This window comes from Solibacillus sp. (genome assembly GCF_040273735.1).
Taxonomy (GTDB): Bacteria; Bacillota; Bacilli; order Bacillales_A; family Planococcaceae; genus Solibacillus.
Map to the genome: position 1 here is coordinate 83599 of NZ_JBELZM010000012.1, position 16030 is coordinate 99628.

At 38.8% G+C, this 16030-nt stretch carries 14 protein-coding genes; 3 read left to right on the forward strand and 11 right to left on the reverse strand.

Features of this window, described 5'->3' with window-relative positions; all coding sequences use genetic code 11:
- Window positions 1-61 precede the first annotated feature (61 nt).
- The 3 genes from ABS917_RS12775 to ABS917_RS12785 all read right to left on the reverse strand — a co-directional run bounded on the left by ABS917_RS12775 (window position 62) and on the right by ABS917_RS12785 (window position 3949).
- On the reverse strand, window positions 62-1684 hold the full coding sequence (locus tag ABS917_RS12775) for a glutathione ABC transporter substrate-binding protein (RefSeq protein WP_350479330.1): 1623 nt from the start codon (window positions 1682-1684) through the stop codon (window positions 62-64).
- Between the two features lie 160 nt (window positions 1685-1844).
- Window positions 1845-3425 carry an amidohydrolase gene (locus tag ABS917_RS12780; RefSeq protein WP_350479331.1) on the reverse strand — a complete coding sequence of 527 codons (1581 nt, stop codon included), beginning with the start codon at window positions 3423-3425 and terminating at the stop codon, window positions 1845-1847.
- Between the two features lie 17 nt (window positions 3426-3442).
- A complete protein-coding gene (locus tag ABS917_RS12785) occupies window positions 3443-3949 on the reverse strand; it encodes a fructose-2,6-bisphosphatase (RefSeq protein ID WP_350479332.1) in 507 nt (168 codons plus the stop codon).
- A 598-nt stretch (window positions 3950-4547) separates the two neighbouring features.
- Here ABS917_RS12785 and ABS917_RS12790 point away from each other — a divergent pair.
- Window positions 4548-6290 (forward strand): ABC transporter ATP-binding protein, encoded by a 1743-nt coding sequence (locus tag ABS917_RS12790; RefSeq protein WP_350479333.1) that lies wholly within the window; start codon window positions 4548-4550, stop codon window positions 6288-6290.
- Window positions 6287-8026 carry an ABC transporter ATP-binding protein gene (locus ABS917_RS12795; protein WP_350479334.1) on the forward strand — a complete coding sequence of 580 codons (1740 nt, stop codon included), beginning with the start codon at window positions 6287-6289 and terminating at the stop codon, window positions 8024-8026. Before ABS917_RS12790 ends, ABS917_RS12795 begins: the two co-directional genes overlap by 4 nt.
- A 45-nt stretch (window positions 8027-8071) precedes the next feature.
- On the opposite strand, the gene ABS917_RS12800 is transcribed toward ABS917_RS12795, so the two are convergent.
- Window positions 8072-10273 carry an MMPL family transporter gene (locus ABS917_RS12800; protein WP_350479335.1) on the reverse strand — a complete coding sequence of 734 codons (2202 nt, stop codon included), beginning with the start codon at window positions 10271-10273 and terminating at the stop codon, window positions 8072-8074.
- Between the two features lie 176 nt (window positions 10274-10449).
- Between ABS917_RS12800 and ABS917_RS12805 the strand changes: the two genes are divergently transcribed.
- The gene (locus tag ABS917_RS12805) at window positions 10450-11322 is read left to right on the forward strand and encodes a MerR family transcriptional regulator (protein ID WP_350479336.1); all 873 of its coding nucleotides are present in this window, start codon (window positions 10450-10452) and stop codon (window positions 11320-11322) included.
- A 145-nt stretch (window positions 11323-11467) separates the two neighbouring features.
- On the opposite strand, the gene ABS917_RS12810 is transcribed toward ABS917_RS12805, so the two are convergent.
- The 7 genes from ABS917_RS12810 to ABS917_RS12840 form a co-directional block, all read right to left on the reverse strand.
- On the reverse strand, window positions 11468-11689 hold the full coding sequence (locus tag ABS917_RS12810; RefSeq protein WP_350479337.1) for a hypothetical protein: 222 nt from the start codon (window positions 11687-11689) through the stop codon (window positions 11468-11470).
- A gap of 86 nt (window positions 11690-11775) precedes the next feature.
- On the reverse strand, window positions 11776-12069 hold the full coding sequence (locus ABS917_RS12815) for a helix-hairpin-helix domain-containing protein (protein WP_350479338.1): 294 nt from the start codon (window positions 12067-12069) through the stop codon (window positions 11776-11778).
- Between the two features lie 101 nt (window positions 12070-12170).
- A complete protein-coding gene (ahpF, locus tag ABS917_RS12820) occupies window positions 12171-13727 on the reverse strand; it encodes an alkyl hydroperoxide reductase subunit F (protein ID WP_350479339.1) in 1557 nt (518 codons plus the stop codon).
- 211 nt (window positions 13728-13938) lie between these two features.
- Window positions 13939-14502, reverse strand: coding sequence for an alkyl hydroperoxide reductase subunit C (gene ahpC, locus ABS917_RS12825; protein WP_350479340.1), 564 nt, complete (start codon window positions 14500-14502; stop codon window positions 13939-13941).
- A gap of 446 nt (window positions 14503-14948) precedes the next feature.
- Complete coding sequence (locus ABS917_RS12830; RefSeq protein ID WP_350479341.1) at window positions 14949-15071, reverse strand: hypothetical protein; 123 nt, start codon at window positions 15069-15071, stop codon at window positions 14949-14951.
- A gap of 24 nt (window positions 15072-15095) precedes the next feature.
- Window positions 15096-15218 carry a hypothetical protein gene (locus ABS917_RS12835; protein WP_350479342.1) on the reverse strand — a complete coding sequence of 41 codons (123 nt, stop codon included), beginning with the start codon at window positions 15216-15218 and terminating at the stop codon, window positions 15096-15098.
- A gap of 378 nt (window positions 15219-15596) precedes the next feature.
- Window positions 15597-15998: a DUF948 domain-containing protein gene (locus tag ABS917_RS12840; protein ID WP_350479343.1), complete on the reverse strand. Its 402-nt coding sequence runs from the start codon at window positions 15996-15998 to the stop codon at window positions 15597-15599.
- Between the last annotated feature and the right edge of the window lie 32 nt (window positions 15999-16030).

Sequence of the window (16030 nt, forward strand, 5' to 3'; positions counted from 1 at the left end):
TCCAAACAAAAATACTGTCCACAAAACCAAATAGCCTGGTTTGTGAACAGTACTTATTAAATCATTGTGAAATTTTCACGTTTTGAATCTGATAAATTCCAGTAGCATCGATTGAGAAGCCTGTAACGCTATTGGCATAGCCTGTTAAATAAGCTTGGTGGTGGATAAATGCTGCAGGTGCTTCAGTAATAATAATATCCTGTGCCTGTTTATAAATATCCATGCGAATCGTTTCGTCTGTTTCAATGCGTCCGACTTCCAATAGCTCATCTAATTCTTTATTGCTATAACGTGTACGGTTGTTGTTACCGATATCAGACGTGTGGAATAGCGGGTATAGTGCCCCATCCGCATCTCCGGTAGACGGAGCCCATCCAAGCATGAACATATCATGGTCGCCTTTAGATGTTCTTTCTAAATAAGCGCCCCATTCCATTACTTCAATTTCCACCTCTATGTTGAGCTGCTTTAACGTTTCTTGCAGGATAATCGCAATCTGCTGGCGTTGCGGGTTATCATTTGTCCATATTGTCGTTTTAAATCCATCTGGGAAGCCCGCTTCTTCTAGCAGTTTCTTTGCTTCTTCAATATTTGTATCCTGCTTCGCCACTTCTTCGTTATATCCCCATACCATTGGTGATAGTGGCCCGAATGCCTGCACACCAAAGCCATCGTAAACACCTTTTAAAATAGCTTCGCGGTCAAGCGCTTTTGAAATTGCCTGACGAACCTTCGGATTATCGAATGGAGCTTTTTCTGTATTGAAGCCTAAATATGAAATGGAAACAGAAGGCTGTTTTACTACTTGGGCAAACCCTTCGACAAGCGGTACTTCTGTTGGTTGTACAGGGTCAATAATGTGAGCATAGCCTGCTTCCAAATCAGCTGCCCGTGTTGCACTTTCCGGTACTGTTTTAAATACGGCTGAATCATAGGCTACTTGCTCGCCCCAGTATTCTGTATTTTTTGCAAGACGAATTTCCTGACCTGGTGTCCATTTTTCTAACTTCAGGAAGCCAGTGCCGATCGGATTTTCATTTCCGTACGCACGTGCTTCACCCCCACTTTCCATACGTTTATAATCTTCTTCAATAACCGCAGGGCTCATCATATTGCCGCCAGGATGTGTTAAGGCAAACAGCAACGGTCCATAAGGCTCTTCTGTTTTAATTTGTACTGTATAGTCATCGACAACGATTACTTCTTTAATTGGTTCAAAGTTAGAAAGACGAGGTGATGCAATATTCGGATCAAGCAGACGGTCTAAATTCACTTTAACCGCTTCCGCATTGAAATCTGTTCCATCATGGAACTTTACCCCTTGGCGAAGTTTTAATTGCAGTGTTAAATCATCGAGATATTCCCACGACTCGGCTAATAGAGGTTCGATTTCTCCAGTATCAAAATTACGTACAACTAATGTTTCGAAAATATTGCGTTGTACATTTGAGGAAGGGACATCATTTGAGCCGTGCGGATCCAATTCAACTGCTTCTGAAAGGACTTCAATCACAAGCTCGCCACCTTCTGATGCCGCATTCTCTGTAGTTGTATCTTTACCAGCATCCGTTTCGGCTTTAGAATCGGCCGAACTATCTGTAGATGTATCCTCTTCATTACTGCATGCAGCCATTATGAGGACAAAAGAGAATAATAATATCACCCATACTTTTTGTAACTTCATTTTGCCTTCCTCCCTTTATAACTGAATTTTCTGTTTTTAATATATTAACTTTTATTGGAAATAATAGCAACCCATCATTATACAAATACTATAAGTTTACTAGGTTAAATAGTTCAAAAGAAAAAAGAACCACATTATTATATGTGATTCTTTTACTATCTTATTCTCTTTTATAGACGATAGTTCCTCCAACGACAGTTAACAATGCATTTGTCTGGAGAATTTCTTCCGAGCTGCATTTCATTAAATCGGTATCAAGTACTGTAAAATCTGCATCATATCCATTGCGGATATACCCGCGTTCATTTTCTTTACAAATTGCCTCTGCACTTCCAACCGTGTACATTTTCACTGCCTCAAAACGGGAAACCTTTTGCTCTCTGTTATAACCTTCATGTATATCTTTTGGCTTCTTTCGCTCTACTGCCGCATAGATCGTTTCAAATGGACTCATTGCTTCAATCGGCGCATCGGTACCTGCAGCACATATGAAACCTTCATCTATAAAAGTTTTCCAAGCATAATGATGACCAGCACGGTTTTCACCAAGTTTCTCAGTTACCCATGGATAGTCTGATGTAACAAAGGCCGGCTGCAAATCCAATATAACCTGCAGTTTTTTCATTCGAGCAAGCTGTTCTTCAGATACGACGCAGCAATGGATCAGGCGATCGCGCTTCCCGTCAGCTACAGGATATTTTTCTAGATATTGAAGCACCTGTTCCATTGCGCCATCACCGATTATATGAATAGCTACCGCTTCATTATATTTTCGCGCTAATTGAATGAGTGCTTCCATTTGAGCATCCGTATGAATAAGCATCCCTTTATTATGTTCATCATTTGCATAGGGAGCCAATAGTGCAGCCGTAGAGCCGCCTAATGAACCATCTGCAAAAATTTTCATCGCACCAGGCTCGATATATGGCTCACTAAATGGCGCATGATTCGTAATCATTTCCTCAAATACCGCATGATGGCGCAATAAATTGACACGGAAATGTTTTCGTTCACCTATTACGCTATGATAGGCAGTTAATGGATTCATAAAGTGACCATAATAACTCATCTCTTCTGTATGTCCGCCAGTTAAACCATAGGATTGCATATGTTCAATAGCCAGCTGCAAGGACTGCGCCAAGCTTTCGATATAGCTTTCCCCCTCTTGTTTGAATAGTGAAGATACTAGATTCGTTGCCTGTTCGTACAACAATCCGTTTAGCTCATCATTTTCATGACGGCCAATCTTTCCGCCTGCCGCATCTTCGGTATTTATTGTAACCCCCGCCAATTGGAGTGCGGCTGAATTGACTAAAGCAACATGGTGACACACACGATTAAGGAATATGGGGTTATTAGTGACAGCATCCAATTCCTCTTTCGTTGGGATACGGCCATCTGTAAATTGATTTTCATTCCATCCGTCCCCAATGAGCCACTGCCCAACCTGTAGTTGGCTTGCCGCATTTTTCACCAGTTGCAGAAGCTCTTCACCGCTTGTCGCTACTGTCAAATCAAGACGCATCAACTTTTCACCGTGTCCAATCATGTGGAGATGACTATCTACAAAGCCTGGGTACATAGCTGCGCCCTGCAAGTCGATAACCTCATCTGCATAGACTAGTAAATCGTCGAAAGCTCCTGTCTCCACAATTTTACCACCTTGTACAAGTACTGCCTGCACAGTCGCCCCTTCTTGTTCCATCGTATATATTGTGCCATTAGTCCATAGTTGCTTCATCTTCAGCTATCCCCCTTCTACATATCAAAATCTTGTCGTTTATATGGTAGTCCTATATTCATATGATCTAAGATTGGTTCATCCGATCCTTTGTAAAGAAACGTTATATCCTGCAATTCTGGTAAATTCTCAAAATAAGAACGCGCTAACGTTTCAACAAACATGTTGGCACCTGCAGAACCTTGAATTGTATAAATATCATCACCTAAATTAAGCACTAAACTTTTGTCTTCGTTTTCCATCGTATAATCCAAGAGTTCTACATCATGTTCATTTACTTTTGAAAAAATAAACGGTACAAGTTCTTCTTCACCGCTATCAAAGTTTTCATCGAATGGAACCGTTTTTTCAGCATTCTCATCTGATTTATATAAAGTAATCTTTTCCTCTTTCACTCCAGGGCTACCCTGTGTCACATTGTCTGAATTATTTCCCGGGACATTTTTTACATCATCACTCGTCTCTTTTGTCCCGCATGCTGCGAGCAAAAGCGCAAATAGCATTACTAATAATAATTTCTTCATCGTTGTCTCGCTCCTTCCTTTTGATGTATTACTTTCAAGATACAGAATAAACAAACAATTTTCAAACTTCCGGCGGCTTTTTCCAAGTACTTTTATAGTCGAAATACGGCTAAGTCTATTTAATCAAAATAAATCCAATAAATTACAACACTGAAAATAAAATGTTTTCAAAAAATATTGACAACGGTAATTACCTCCAATATTATTAAGGAACACTAAATAAATTAAAACAAGGAAAGGAGTTTAGGGATATGATGACACCAATTGTAAAGTTACCTATTTCAACAACGACAATTTCATATTGCCCTAACCTGAACTTTTGTTTTAATTTCGCACGTACTTGTAAATAAAAGGCACAGGTGTGGACTTCCCTGTGCCCTTTTCGTTTTGACACCTTTTCGAAAAATCGGAATAGGTGTCTTTTTTGTTTGCATCGGCCGGCTTTTAAATATCCGAAAAATGTACGATGCATTTTAGTGTAACAACAATTTTAGGAGGGCTTTATATGACTATCTTTTTACAGCGAAAACTATTAAAAATGGATCGATACGATGATGGGTAGCAACACGATCAACAATAAAGAAAGAAGGTATACGTAATGTTTAATGTATTTGTGAAATTAAAATGGTTTTTAAAACTGTACCGTAAGCAATATACAATTGCGATTGTGCTCCTTATGCTGGCGAGCTTTATTGAAGTTTTGCCTCCATGGATTTTAGGGGAAGCCATTGATGACATGACAAATGGAGATATGGATCAGATGCAGCTGCTGAAGTATGTAGGTTTCGTTATAGGCGCTGCCATCGTTAGCTATGCTTTAAACTTCATATGGCAATACCAGCTGTTTGGCGGTTCGATTGCACTGGACCGTATATTACGTAAAAAATTAATGCACCAATTTTTAAAAATGACTCCTACATTTTATGAAAAAAACCGTACCGGTGACTTAATGGCAAAAGCCACAAACGACTTGAATGCCGTAACATTGACTGCTGGCTTTGGTATTATGACACTCATTGACTCGACGGTCTATATGGCACTGATCATTTTAGCAATGGGCTTTTTTATTTCCTGGAAGCTGACATTTTTCGCGATGCTCCCAATTCCTGTCATGGCTCTAATCATTCAATATTTAGGGAAAATTGTTCATGAACGTTATATGAAAGCACAGGATGCATTCGGGGAGATGAATGACAATGTGTTGGAATCTGTTGCTGGAACTCGCGTAATCCGCGCGTACGTTCAAGAAGGAAAAGATGAAGAACGATTCGCTGAAATGAGCGAAAATATTTTTGCAAAAAACATGCGTGTCGCTTATATTAACGGACTCTTTATGCCAATTACAAAAATCGGAACTGGCATTTGTTATGTAATCGCATTGGGCTATGGTGCTGTTCTTGTCTCAAATTCTGAGCTAACGGTCGGTCAGCTCGTTTCATTCAACGTATATTTAGGTCTGGCAATTTGGCCAATGTTTGCGATTGGCGAGCTGATCAATGTCATGCAGCAAGGGAGTGCTTCACTTGACCGTGTACAGGATACATTGGAATATGAAGCGGATGTTCAAAACCCTCCTTCACCAATGTCGCACCAAGTACCAAATTCTATCGGGTTTTCTGAATTTACATTCCAGTATCCTCTATCTCAGGTGAAAAACTTGCAGCAAATCTCACTGAACCTTAAAAAAGGGCAAACACTCGGTATTGTCGGGAAAACAGGTTCAGGAAAGACAACATTTATTCGTCAGCTGTTGCGTGAATATCCGTTAGGCAATGGTCAAATCGCCATTAATAATACGGACTTGGCACAAATGACAAAAGAACAAATATTGGACTGGATCGGCTATGTGCCACAGGACCATGTACTATTCTCCCGTACAATTCGTGAAAACATTTTATTCGGGAAAGAAGATGCTACGAACAGTGAAATCGAAGAAGCGATTCGACTGGCAGACTTTGAAAAAGATTTATCAAATTTACCGCTTGGCATTGAAACACTTGTCGGTGAAAAAGGAGTATCTTTATCTGGTGGTCAAAAACAGCGGGTATCAATTGCACGTGCACTGATTAAAGATCCGGAAATTCTAATTTTGGACGATTCTTTATCTGCTGTCGATGCTAAAACAGAATCAAAAATTATTGAAAATATACAAATAGAGCGCGCTGGAAAAACGACGATCATTTCAACTCACCGCCTGTCAGGTATTCAACATGCGGATGAAATAATCGTGCTGGATGATGGTTATATCGTTGAACGAGGTACACATGAAGAGCTTCTACGCTTAGGTGGTTGGTACAAAGAGCAATTTGACCGCCAGCAGCTTGAGGAGGTGGAGCAATGAGTACATCAAAACGACTGTACCTGTATGCTTTAAAATTTAAAAAACCGATTTTAATCGGCTTAGCTTTATTAACAATTGCGGTCGCAACTGATATTGCAGGACCGTTCATCGCAAAATATATTATCGACCATTACATGGAACCAGGTAATCTGCAAGTAGAACCGATTGCGATACTGCTGTCGATTTTCTTCTTATTATCTGTGCTGACTGCTGTGTTCCGTTACTTAATGTTCATCTTTTTACAACGTGGTGCAAACTTCGTAATTCAGCAGTTACGGAAAGATGTATTCGGACATATTCAAAAGCTGCCAATTGAATACTTCGATAACCTGCCAGCCGGGAAAGTTGTAGCCCGTGTCACAAATGATACAGAGGCAATCCGCAATCTGTATGTAACTGTACTTTCGCAATTTGCGAACAGCTTTATTACCATTGCAGGGGTATATATAGCTTTATTTATACTAAATTGGAAAATGGCACTGTTTGCTCTATTGCTTGTTCCGATTGTTTATACTTGGATGATTTTATATCGGAAATTCGCTTCCCAGTACAACCATATTATTCGAACAAAAATTGCGGACATTAACGCAATGATTAACGAATCGATTAATGGGATGACGATAATTCAGGCATTCCGCCGTGAAGAACAGATGAAGCAAGAGTTCGACGAGATGAATGATGAACATTACAAATACAACCGAAAGCTTCTATTGCTGGACTCCGCGACATCACATAACCTCGTAAATATTTTACGTCTTGGAATGTTTGCAGTTTTCGTTTATTACTTCGGCACCCAATCAATGACAATGCCAGAAGCAGTATCAGCCGGTACGCTGTATGCGTTTGTTGATTATATTACACGCCTGTTCAATCCGATTACAAACTTAGTCAACCAGTTCTCTCAGCTTGAACGTTCACTTGTAGCAGGTTCACGTGTATTTGAACTGCTTGATCAGCAAGGGGAAGCTGTAAGTACAGAACGAATTGAACGTTATAAAGGAAATGTTGTGTTTGATCATGTCTCATTCGCCTATAAAAATGATGAATATGTATTAAAAAATATTCACTTTGAAGCAAAAGAAGGCGAAACAATCGCACTTGTCGGCCATACAGGCTCGGGGAAAAGTTCGATTATGAATTTACTGTTCCGCTTTTATGATCCGCAAAAAGGCCGTATTATCATTGACGGGAAAGATATTACGAAGCTTCCGCGCCAAGCGATTCGTGAGCATATGGGAATCGTATTGCAGGATCCGTATTTGTTCACCGGGACGATCGCTTCGAACGTTAGCCTCAATGATAAGCGAATTTCAAGAGAAACCGTTGAAAAAGCACTTGAAGCAGTCGGAGGCGAACGTGTCTTATCAAAATTTGAAAAAGGAATTGATGAGCCTGTAATCGAAAAAGGAAGTACACTTTCTTCTGGTCAGCGCCAGTTAATTTCGTTTGCGCGTGCGCTTGCATTTGATCCGGCTATTCTTATTCTGGATGAGGCGACATCGAATATCGACTCAGAAACAGAGGAAATTATTCAACATGCAATGGATGTACTGAAAAAAGGTCGTACAACGTTTATTATCGCCCACCGACTTTCCACTATTAAAAATGCAGATAAAATTTTAGTATTGGACCGTGGTGAGATTGTTGAACAAGGCAGCCATGATGAACTTGTCGCACTTGGCGGTAAATATGAACTTATGTATCGCCTGCAATCCGGATCATTAACTTCTTCATAAAAAAGAAGCGTATAGCCCCCTTATTCGGGAGCTGTACGCTTTTTGCTATTCTTTAAGCTTTTTATTTGGCCAGTATGACCACTTACCAAATACAGTAATGAGGGCTGGAACGAGCAGTGGACGTACGACAAACGTATCAAGCAGTACCCCAACCGCTGTAACAATACCGAATTGTACTAATAGCTGGATTGGTAATGACGCTAATACTAGGAATGTACCTGCTAAAATCAGACCCGCTGACGTAATAACTGCACCTGTTGAAGCAATACCATTTGAAATGGCCTCTTTATGCGCAATACCACGCTTGCGGTTTTTCCATATATCGGAAATCATGAAAATATTATAGTCGTTACCTAATGCGATAATAAATACGAAACTATATAGCGGAATCGAACTTGCCATTGCTTCGTGTCCTAAACCGTAATGGATGATCAGCCAGCCTGCACCTAAAGCAGAGAAGAAGGAAATCACTACTGTTACCATTAATTGAATTGATGTAATTAGAGCACGTAAGTAAACTAATAATACGATAAAAATAATAATAATCATGACAGGCTGAATAATGTTTTCATCGCCCGACTGAACAACTTTTGTATCTAGTTGAGAGCTCGTTTCGCCCCCTATCCAGAATTGGCCATCTTCCAGATTGCTATCCGCAAGAATTCCCTTAACATCGTCCTTCATTTGCTCAACATCATCCATTGCTTCATTCGAATATGGATTTTTATCCAAATCGATTTCATAAAGTTGAATATTGTTATTTGTTTCACCTGTACGCATTTCTTTCACTACACCGACATATGGAAGCCTTAACAGTTGTTCTGTAATGTCCAGATCAGTACCTTCACTGTCTACTAATAACTGAACCGGCGCCAATTCACCTGGTGTAAAGTTTTCTTCAATGATTTTAAATCCTTCACGTGAAGGCATATCTTCAGGGAATGAAGATATTAAATCGTAATTATATTTAATATTTGTAGAAGCGAATGCTAAACCGATTAAGACTGCTCCTGCTACAATAATGACAAGCCATGGTTTAGAAGTAACAAACTCACCGACCGCTCTCATATAACGGTGATTAGGTTTACGTTGTTTATATGGTTTGTTTTTCTTTTCTGCATTTGCTTTTTCAGCTTCCTCCGTACGAGGAACAAACGGCCAAAATGCTGCACGGCCTAAAATACCTAGAACGGCAGGGAGCAATGTAACTACAGCAAATCCTGTAATTAATACACCAAAGCTAAACGGAACGGCAAAACGCTGGAATGCGCCGTAATCCGCCAATGCCAATGTCGCTAAACCGATTACAACTGTTAGGCCACTCATTACGATTGCGCCTGTTGATTCACGAACAGCCGATGCCAATGCCGTAAATTTATTATCTTCAGTCAACAATATATCTCGATAGCGTGTAATTAAAAATAAACAATAGTCCGTACCTGCACCAAACAGTAAAACAATCATAATTGCTACCGCTTGCGCATCTTTATCGATCCATCCATTTTCAGCCATCGCGCCAAGTAAAGGACTTACAACTAAATATGCTATTCCTACTACTACTAAGGGGATAATCGCTAAAATTGGCGAACGATAAATTACTAATAAGATGACTAAAATGATAATTACAGTGGCAATCATTAGTTGTACGTCAGCTGCTTTAAAAAGATCTGTCGCATCAATCGAGATACCAACTGGTCCAGAGAATCGGGCATGTAGTCCATCATCCTCTAAATTTGTATCATACGGATTTTCGCCAAATTGACTTTCTGTACGTTCTTTAATAATCGCTAAATTTTCTTTTAAAACATCTGAATTTTTCTCTGTTGAGAAGAAAACCGGTGTGACAAGTGCTGCACCGTTCTCGGAAAGTGACCCCATCAATGCGCTAACGGGAAGTTCATGGAATGGCGGTATTGTTTCCTGCCCATCTAATGGTTCATCCGCCAGTTGTTTGTATAACCCTTGAATATTTGTCAAATCTTCTTCTGTAAGACCTGATTCGTTATACCAAGTAATTAATAGCGGTATACCACTATCAGACGAGAATTCTTCCTCCATAATATTTCCTGCTTGAATTGATGTATAAGTATCAGGGATTTCATCACCCGCAAAGTTTTCAACACTATTAATTTGTGGGAAGATAAGTGCAAATAAAACTGCAAACATAATCCATAAAGCCAAAACGACCCAACGTGTTTTCTTACCGCCCATTACACTTCCCCATTTTTCCAATGGATGTTTAGACATCACATAGCCTCCTTCTTCTTTTCAACTTCCAAATATTACAAGTTAATCGTGCCATTTAATAATACCCTTATTCCAAGTTATACAAACATTGTACAATACACGAAAAACATTTGACAAGTACTTTCTTTTTCGGTTGAATAGAGTTTAATAAGGATCTCTTTAGGAGGTGGTAAAATATGACTAAGAAAACTTATTCGATACAACAAGTATCTAACTTAACGAATCTTTCTAAACAACTGATCCGAAAATGGGAAGATCGCTACCAAATCATTCAACCTGATAGATTAGACAATGGCTACCGCGTATATTCAGAAGATGAAGTTCAAACGTTAATACAGCTGAAACAATATATCAATAGCGGTATGACGATCAAACAAGCGGTAGATCACTATATCAATAATAAAGATGTACCAGAAGCTGACCCTGTATCGTTCTTCCACAAAGCACTAATTCAAGCTGGCACCGAAGCAAATGAGCACGAAATTTTGCATTTGCTTGAACAGGCTCACCATAAATTCGGTGTAGAGAAGCTGATTCGGGATATTGTCGTTCCCTTCCTTCATGAAGTCGGACAGCTTTGGTGCGAAAAAGCATGGGGTGAATACCAAGAAGCAATAAGCAGTCAAACAGTGCGTGACTTTTTAAGCCACCTTCGTCGACATTTTTATGTTTCGGACGATGCACCACTCGCATTAGGGAGCTGTCTACCTGGAGAGAGACATGAAATCCCAATGCAAATACTGCTTATCCAATGTATGCTACGGGGTTACCGCACACTAATGCTCGGTCCTTCACCGGCTCCAACAGCGATTCAATCTGCTATCGCTTTAAAGAAGCCAGCCATTGTACTGCTAACAGGATCTACCGAGATTGCTTACAATGAATTTGCCCAGTCCGTTTACACACTCGAAAAATTGGCACAAGTTCACGAGCATATTTCTTTTTATATTGGTGGTGCAGGGACAGAACTTTTTTATGAACAGTTCCAATTAAAAGCATTAAAATTAGCAAGAACAATTGATGATATCCTTCCTCCTGCTAATCTCTAGAAACGTTCAATACCGAGTTCGCTGTATTTCTATTTACAGCGAGCTTTTTGCTGATTATTTTTATGATGCAAAAAAAATTGACCACTTTGCCTGATTTGCAAATTGGTCAATCTATGGATTGTATTAATAATTATTTATTTGAAGTTTACGCGTCTTTCGTTTCATCCGGCTGGTTTTTACGCTCACTACCGGAAGTAGTTTTCGTGTTCGCACGATGTTTCTCATCTTTTACTTGGTCATTCAATTCTTCCATCGGAATTGGATCCACAAATTTCATTTCCTCATCTATATCGAAAATGCTTTCCTTTTCGGTATTCAATAAATCCGGATTGTCGAGCTTTTTATGCTTTATTTTATTGTCTTTCATTTATAAAAGCCTCCTTTTCGAATAGTCTTTTATCTATTACCCGAAAATAGAGATGGTTACACTTTTACTTTAAAGCAATAACCTTTTTATCTTTTAAAATCTACGTTTTTTTCGGCCATCGCATGTTTTAATATAGGCAATGAAGAAGGTCCAATCCCATGCAATAGTAAAATTTCCTTTTCCGTATATTCAGCAAGATGCTCCAACTCGGTGATGCCGGCCTTTATCAATGCATTACGCGCAGGTGAGGATAAACGAGATAAGAATCCTTCTGACGGCTTACTCGCCTGCTCACATTTAGGGCAAGTTCCGCAATCTGTACTTTTATAATACCGGTGCCCCATTGGACAAATACGCAATGTCCGTTTCCTTTCCACCATTCACATCAACTCCTGTTTTAGTTAAAATCTTTATCTAATCACCTTTATCCTACCTTTTAAAAAAATCCGTTGCACGATTTTACGTACAACGGATTTTATAATTATGCTTCTATAAATTCACGTGAATCAACATTACGGATCATATAGTCAAATGCGCCTAAAGCAGCTGTTGCCCCAGAGCCCATTGAAATAACAATTTGCTTATACACTGTGTCTGTGCAATCGCCCGCAGCAAAGATTCCCGGAATATTAGTTGCACCGTGTTTATCTATAATAATTTCACCATGCGCATTCATTTCTACTGTCCCTTCAAGGAACTCTGTATTTGGCAATAAACCAATTTGAACGAATACACCTTGTAATTCAACATGCTTTTCTTCACCTGTCGTAACGTCTTTATATGTTAAACCATTTACTTTATCAGTTCCAGTAATTTCAGTAGTTAATGCATTTGTAATAACTGTAACGTTTTTTAGACTGCGAACGCGCTCTTGCAACACTTTATCCGCCTTCAACTCACTGTTACGTTGTATTAACGTTACATGATTTACAATACCCGCTAAGTCGATAGCCGCTTCTACACCCGAGTTACCGCCACCGATTACTGCAACATCTTTCCCTTTGAAAATCGGGCCGTCGCAATGTGGACAATACGCAACGCCTTTGTTTTTAAATTTTTCCTCACCAGGTACCTCAAGTTGACGATAACGAGCCCCTGTAGAAAGGATAACTGTTTTACCTTTTAATACCGCGCCATTTTCTAACGTCACTTCAATTAGATCCTTTTTCTCGATTTTCGCTACACGCTGTGACTTCATCACATCGATATCATAGTCTAAAACATGCGCTTCTAGGCTTGAGACAAATGCAGGACCCTCTGTTGCCTTTGTTCCAATAATATTTTCAATTGATAACGTATCGTTAACCTGGCCACCGAAGCGTTCAGCTACGATACCCGTACGAATCCCTTTACGTGCTGAATAAATAGCAGCCGCCGAACCTGCAGGACCACCACCTACTACCAATACATCAAAAACTTCTTTATCTGCAAATTCTGAGCCGTCCGATACTTCACCTAACTTCGTTAAAATATCTTCCAACTCCATACGACCGCCACCGAAGTTTTCGCCATTTAAATATACAGTAGGCACTGCCATAATGTCTCGGTCTTTAATTTCAGCCTGGAATGCCCCACCTTCAATCATCGTGTTCGAGATGTTCGGATTTAAAACCGTCATAATGTTTAATGCCTGCACAACATCCGGACAGTTGTGACAAGTTAGACTTACGTACGTTTCAAACTTCAACGGCTGCTTAATTGCTTGAATGCGTTTAACAACTGTTGCATCAATTTTCGGTGCACGACCTGAAACTTGTAAAAGCGCTAAAACTAATGATGTAAATTCATGACCAAGTGGTAAACCAGCAAATGTAATACCGGAGTCCCCTTCGCCTACTTTATTAATACTGAAACTCGGTGTACGTTCTAGTAAAGCGTGTTGTACCGTAATACGAGGCGACATCTTTTCCAACTCTTCAACTAAATTGAGCATTTCTTGCGATGTTTTGTCGTCATTAACACTCACTTTAATTAATAAATCACCTTCCAGCATTGATAAATACTGCTGTAATTGTGCTTTAATCTGATTATCTAACACTGTACAAGCTGCTGTATGAATACCTCTTATCGATCTCTCCCGAAAAATAAGCGGCCATTCTCCCTCAAATACAGCTAGCCCTTCACCTCTTTCATATTAAATTCAGAAGATAGAGAGCTTACCTTTCTTTTATCTAGTTAAAAACAGAGCGACAAAACCAAGCCGTAACGGTTGTTTTTGTCGCTTACTTGTTTGTTATTTACTACTCAGATTAGATTTTACCTACTAGATCTAAGCTTGGTGTTAACGTTTCGCTGCCTTCTTCCCATTTAGCTGGGCAAACTTCACCTGGATTGTTACGTACATATTGAGCTGCTTTAATTTTGTTCACTAAAATTGAAGCGTCACGGCCGATACCGCCAGCATTAATTTCTAACGCTTGTACAACACCGTCTGGATCGATGATGAATGTACCGCGCTCTGCTAAACCATCTTCTTCGTTTAACACGTCAAACGCCTTAGAAATAGTATGAGATGGGTCACCAATCATGATGTACTCGATTTTACCGATTGTTTCAGAAGTATCATGCCATGCTTTATGAGTGAAGTGTGTATCAGTCGATACTGAGTAAACTTCTACTCCTAAAGATTTTAAAGTAGCATATTCGTTTTGTAAGTCTTCTAATTCAGTTGGGCAAACGAATGTGAAGTCTGCCGGGTAGAAGCATACTACTGACCATTGTCCTTTAAAGTTTTCTGAAGTTACGTCGATGAATTCGCCTTTTTGGAATGCTTTCGCAGCGAATGGTGCGATTTCTTTACCGATTAATGCCATTTTAAAATTCCTCCTATATAAATATCAATGAAATAATTATTATAAAATAATTATTATTACCATCTAAAATTATCTTATATTAACAATATTTCGTCAACCTTCTAGTACTCAATTTCAGTGAATTCTTCTTTAGAAATCACATATTCTAGTCATATATTAACAAGGATTGAATTTATACGTATAAAAAAAGTACTTGAAAACAAAATTATGTCTTTAAAACGTTATTTTTGTATATTCAATCTATTTAAGTATAGTTATTAAATTTATAACATTCTCCGCTCCCCCTATAACTAGCAACATAGACTCTTTCTAATAGACACCATTCTCGTTTAACGTATCTTCTATCTAATAAACGAGAAAAACGGACCCATCTACTCTCAATATTTCCTTCCAAATAAAAAAGCCTATGCAGAAAGCTTTCACTTTCTACATAGACCTTCCATTAACTAGTTGGTATACGACAAAACAGCATTTTTGTACTTGGCTAAAAATGCAGCCGCCTCGCTTTTAGTTTTGTATTCGAACATACGAATGTCATTAGGATTATTGAACACTGTTACTACCCACATGTATTACCGCTCCCTTTCCTTTTTTTATTTTGTATATGATAATATTGCGTTTGTATATTTTTCTAATTTTGAAGTCGCTTCAATTTTCGTCGTATATTCGAATATACGAATATCGTTTATATTGTTAAATACTGTTACTACCCACATGTTTCATTTCTCCTTTTTTATAAAACTGTATTATAAATAGTCGATTCTCCCGTGACAGTTGCAGATTGTTATATAACACGCTTCCTGTTTTCTATTTTACTCCATTTCAATTAAAAAGAAACCTTCTAATCCCTCTTTTCACAATGTGTTCATAATTTATCTGATATCTTTGAACACTTTGTGAAAGTCCTGAATTTCATGTTTTAAACAAAAAACAGAAGAATAGAAGATAAACCAGCAAGTTCTGTTCTAGTACAGAATAACAGCGCTTACATAAAAAATTATGTTCATATTTATTTGGCAGTTTCTTTATTTTCAATACTGTAAATCTGAAATTAAAAAAGGGATGTATAGAAATTCTATACATCCCTTTTACGATTATGCTTTTCGCTGAATAATACCCATTGCGGTATTAGTCCAACGTTCTACCTCGGCTTGTCGTTGTGGATCATTGTGTGCTTTCTTCATAACCTTCGTAGTCGCATCGTGTGACACATCGCTCACTTGGTTCAATACATCGCTTGTATGTTTGACAGATTGAATGACAGACTGGACAGATTCTTTTTTATATTCGATATCTGCCATCATACGATTGACTGTTGTTGTTAATTTCGTTGTTTCGGTTTGAATAGGATTCAGCTGTTTTTTAATTCCTTCAGCATGTGCCAATAGCAGTGTAACAACTTTTTTTATTGGTCCAATTACAACAATAATACAGACGATTAACAGAACTACAGCAATTCCCAATATAACGAGAGCTGCTATTAACCACGGATTCATAAAATATGCCTCCTTAAAATTACTTTATTCCT

Coding starts and splice junctions, on each gene's coding strand:
- ABS917_RS12775 (WP_350479330.1), bottom strand. CDS start 1,684: ATGAAGTTACAAAAAGTATGGGTGATATTATTATTCTCTTTTGTCCTC.
- ABS917_RS12780 (WP_350479331.1), bottom strand. CDS start 3,425: ATGAAGCAACTATGGACTAATGGCACAATATATACGATGGAACAAGAA.
- ABS917_RS12785 (WP_350479332.1), bottom strand. CDS start 3,949: ATGAAGAAATTATTATTAGTAATGCTATTTGCGCTTTTGCTCGCAGCA.
- ABS917_RS12790 (WP_350479333.1), top strand. CDS start 4,548: ATGTTTAATGTATTTGTGAAATTAAAATGGTTTTTAAAACTGTACCGT.
- ABS917_RS12795 (WP_350479334.1), top strand. CDS start 6,287: ATGAGTACATCAAAACGACTGTACCTGTATGCTTTAAAATTTAAAAAA.
- ABS917_RS12800 (WP_350479335.1), bottom strand. CDS start 10,273: ATGTCTAAACATCCATTGGAAAAATGGGGAAGTGTAATGGGCGGTAAG.
- ABS917_RS12805 (WP_350479336.1), top strand. CDS start 10,450: ATGACTAAGAAAACTTATTCGATACAACAAGTATCTAACTTAACGAAT.
- ABS917_RS12810 (WP_350479337.1), bottom strand. CDS start 11,689: ATGAAAGACAATAAAATAAAGCATAAAAAGCTCGACAATCCGGATTTA.
- ABS917_RS12815 (WP_350479338.1), bottom strand. CDS start 12,069: ATGGTGGAAAGGAAACGGACATTGCGTATTTGTCCAATGGGGCACCGG.
- ahpC (WP_350479340.1), bottom strand. CDS start 14,502: ATGGCATTAATCGGTAAAGAAATCGCACCATTCGCTGCGAAAGCATTC.
- ABS917_RS12830 (WP_350479341.1), bottom strand. CDS start 15,071: ATGTGGGTAGTAACAGTGTTCAATAATCCTAATGACATTCGTATGTTC.
- ABS917_RS12835 (WP_350479342.1), bottom strand. CDS start 15,218: ATGTGGGTAGTAACAGTATTTAACAATATAAACGATATTCGTATATTC.
- ABS917_RS12840 (WP_350479343.1), bottom strand. CDS start 15,998: ATGAATCCGTGGTTAATAGCAGCTCTCGTTATATTGGGAATTGCTGTA.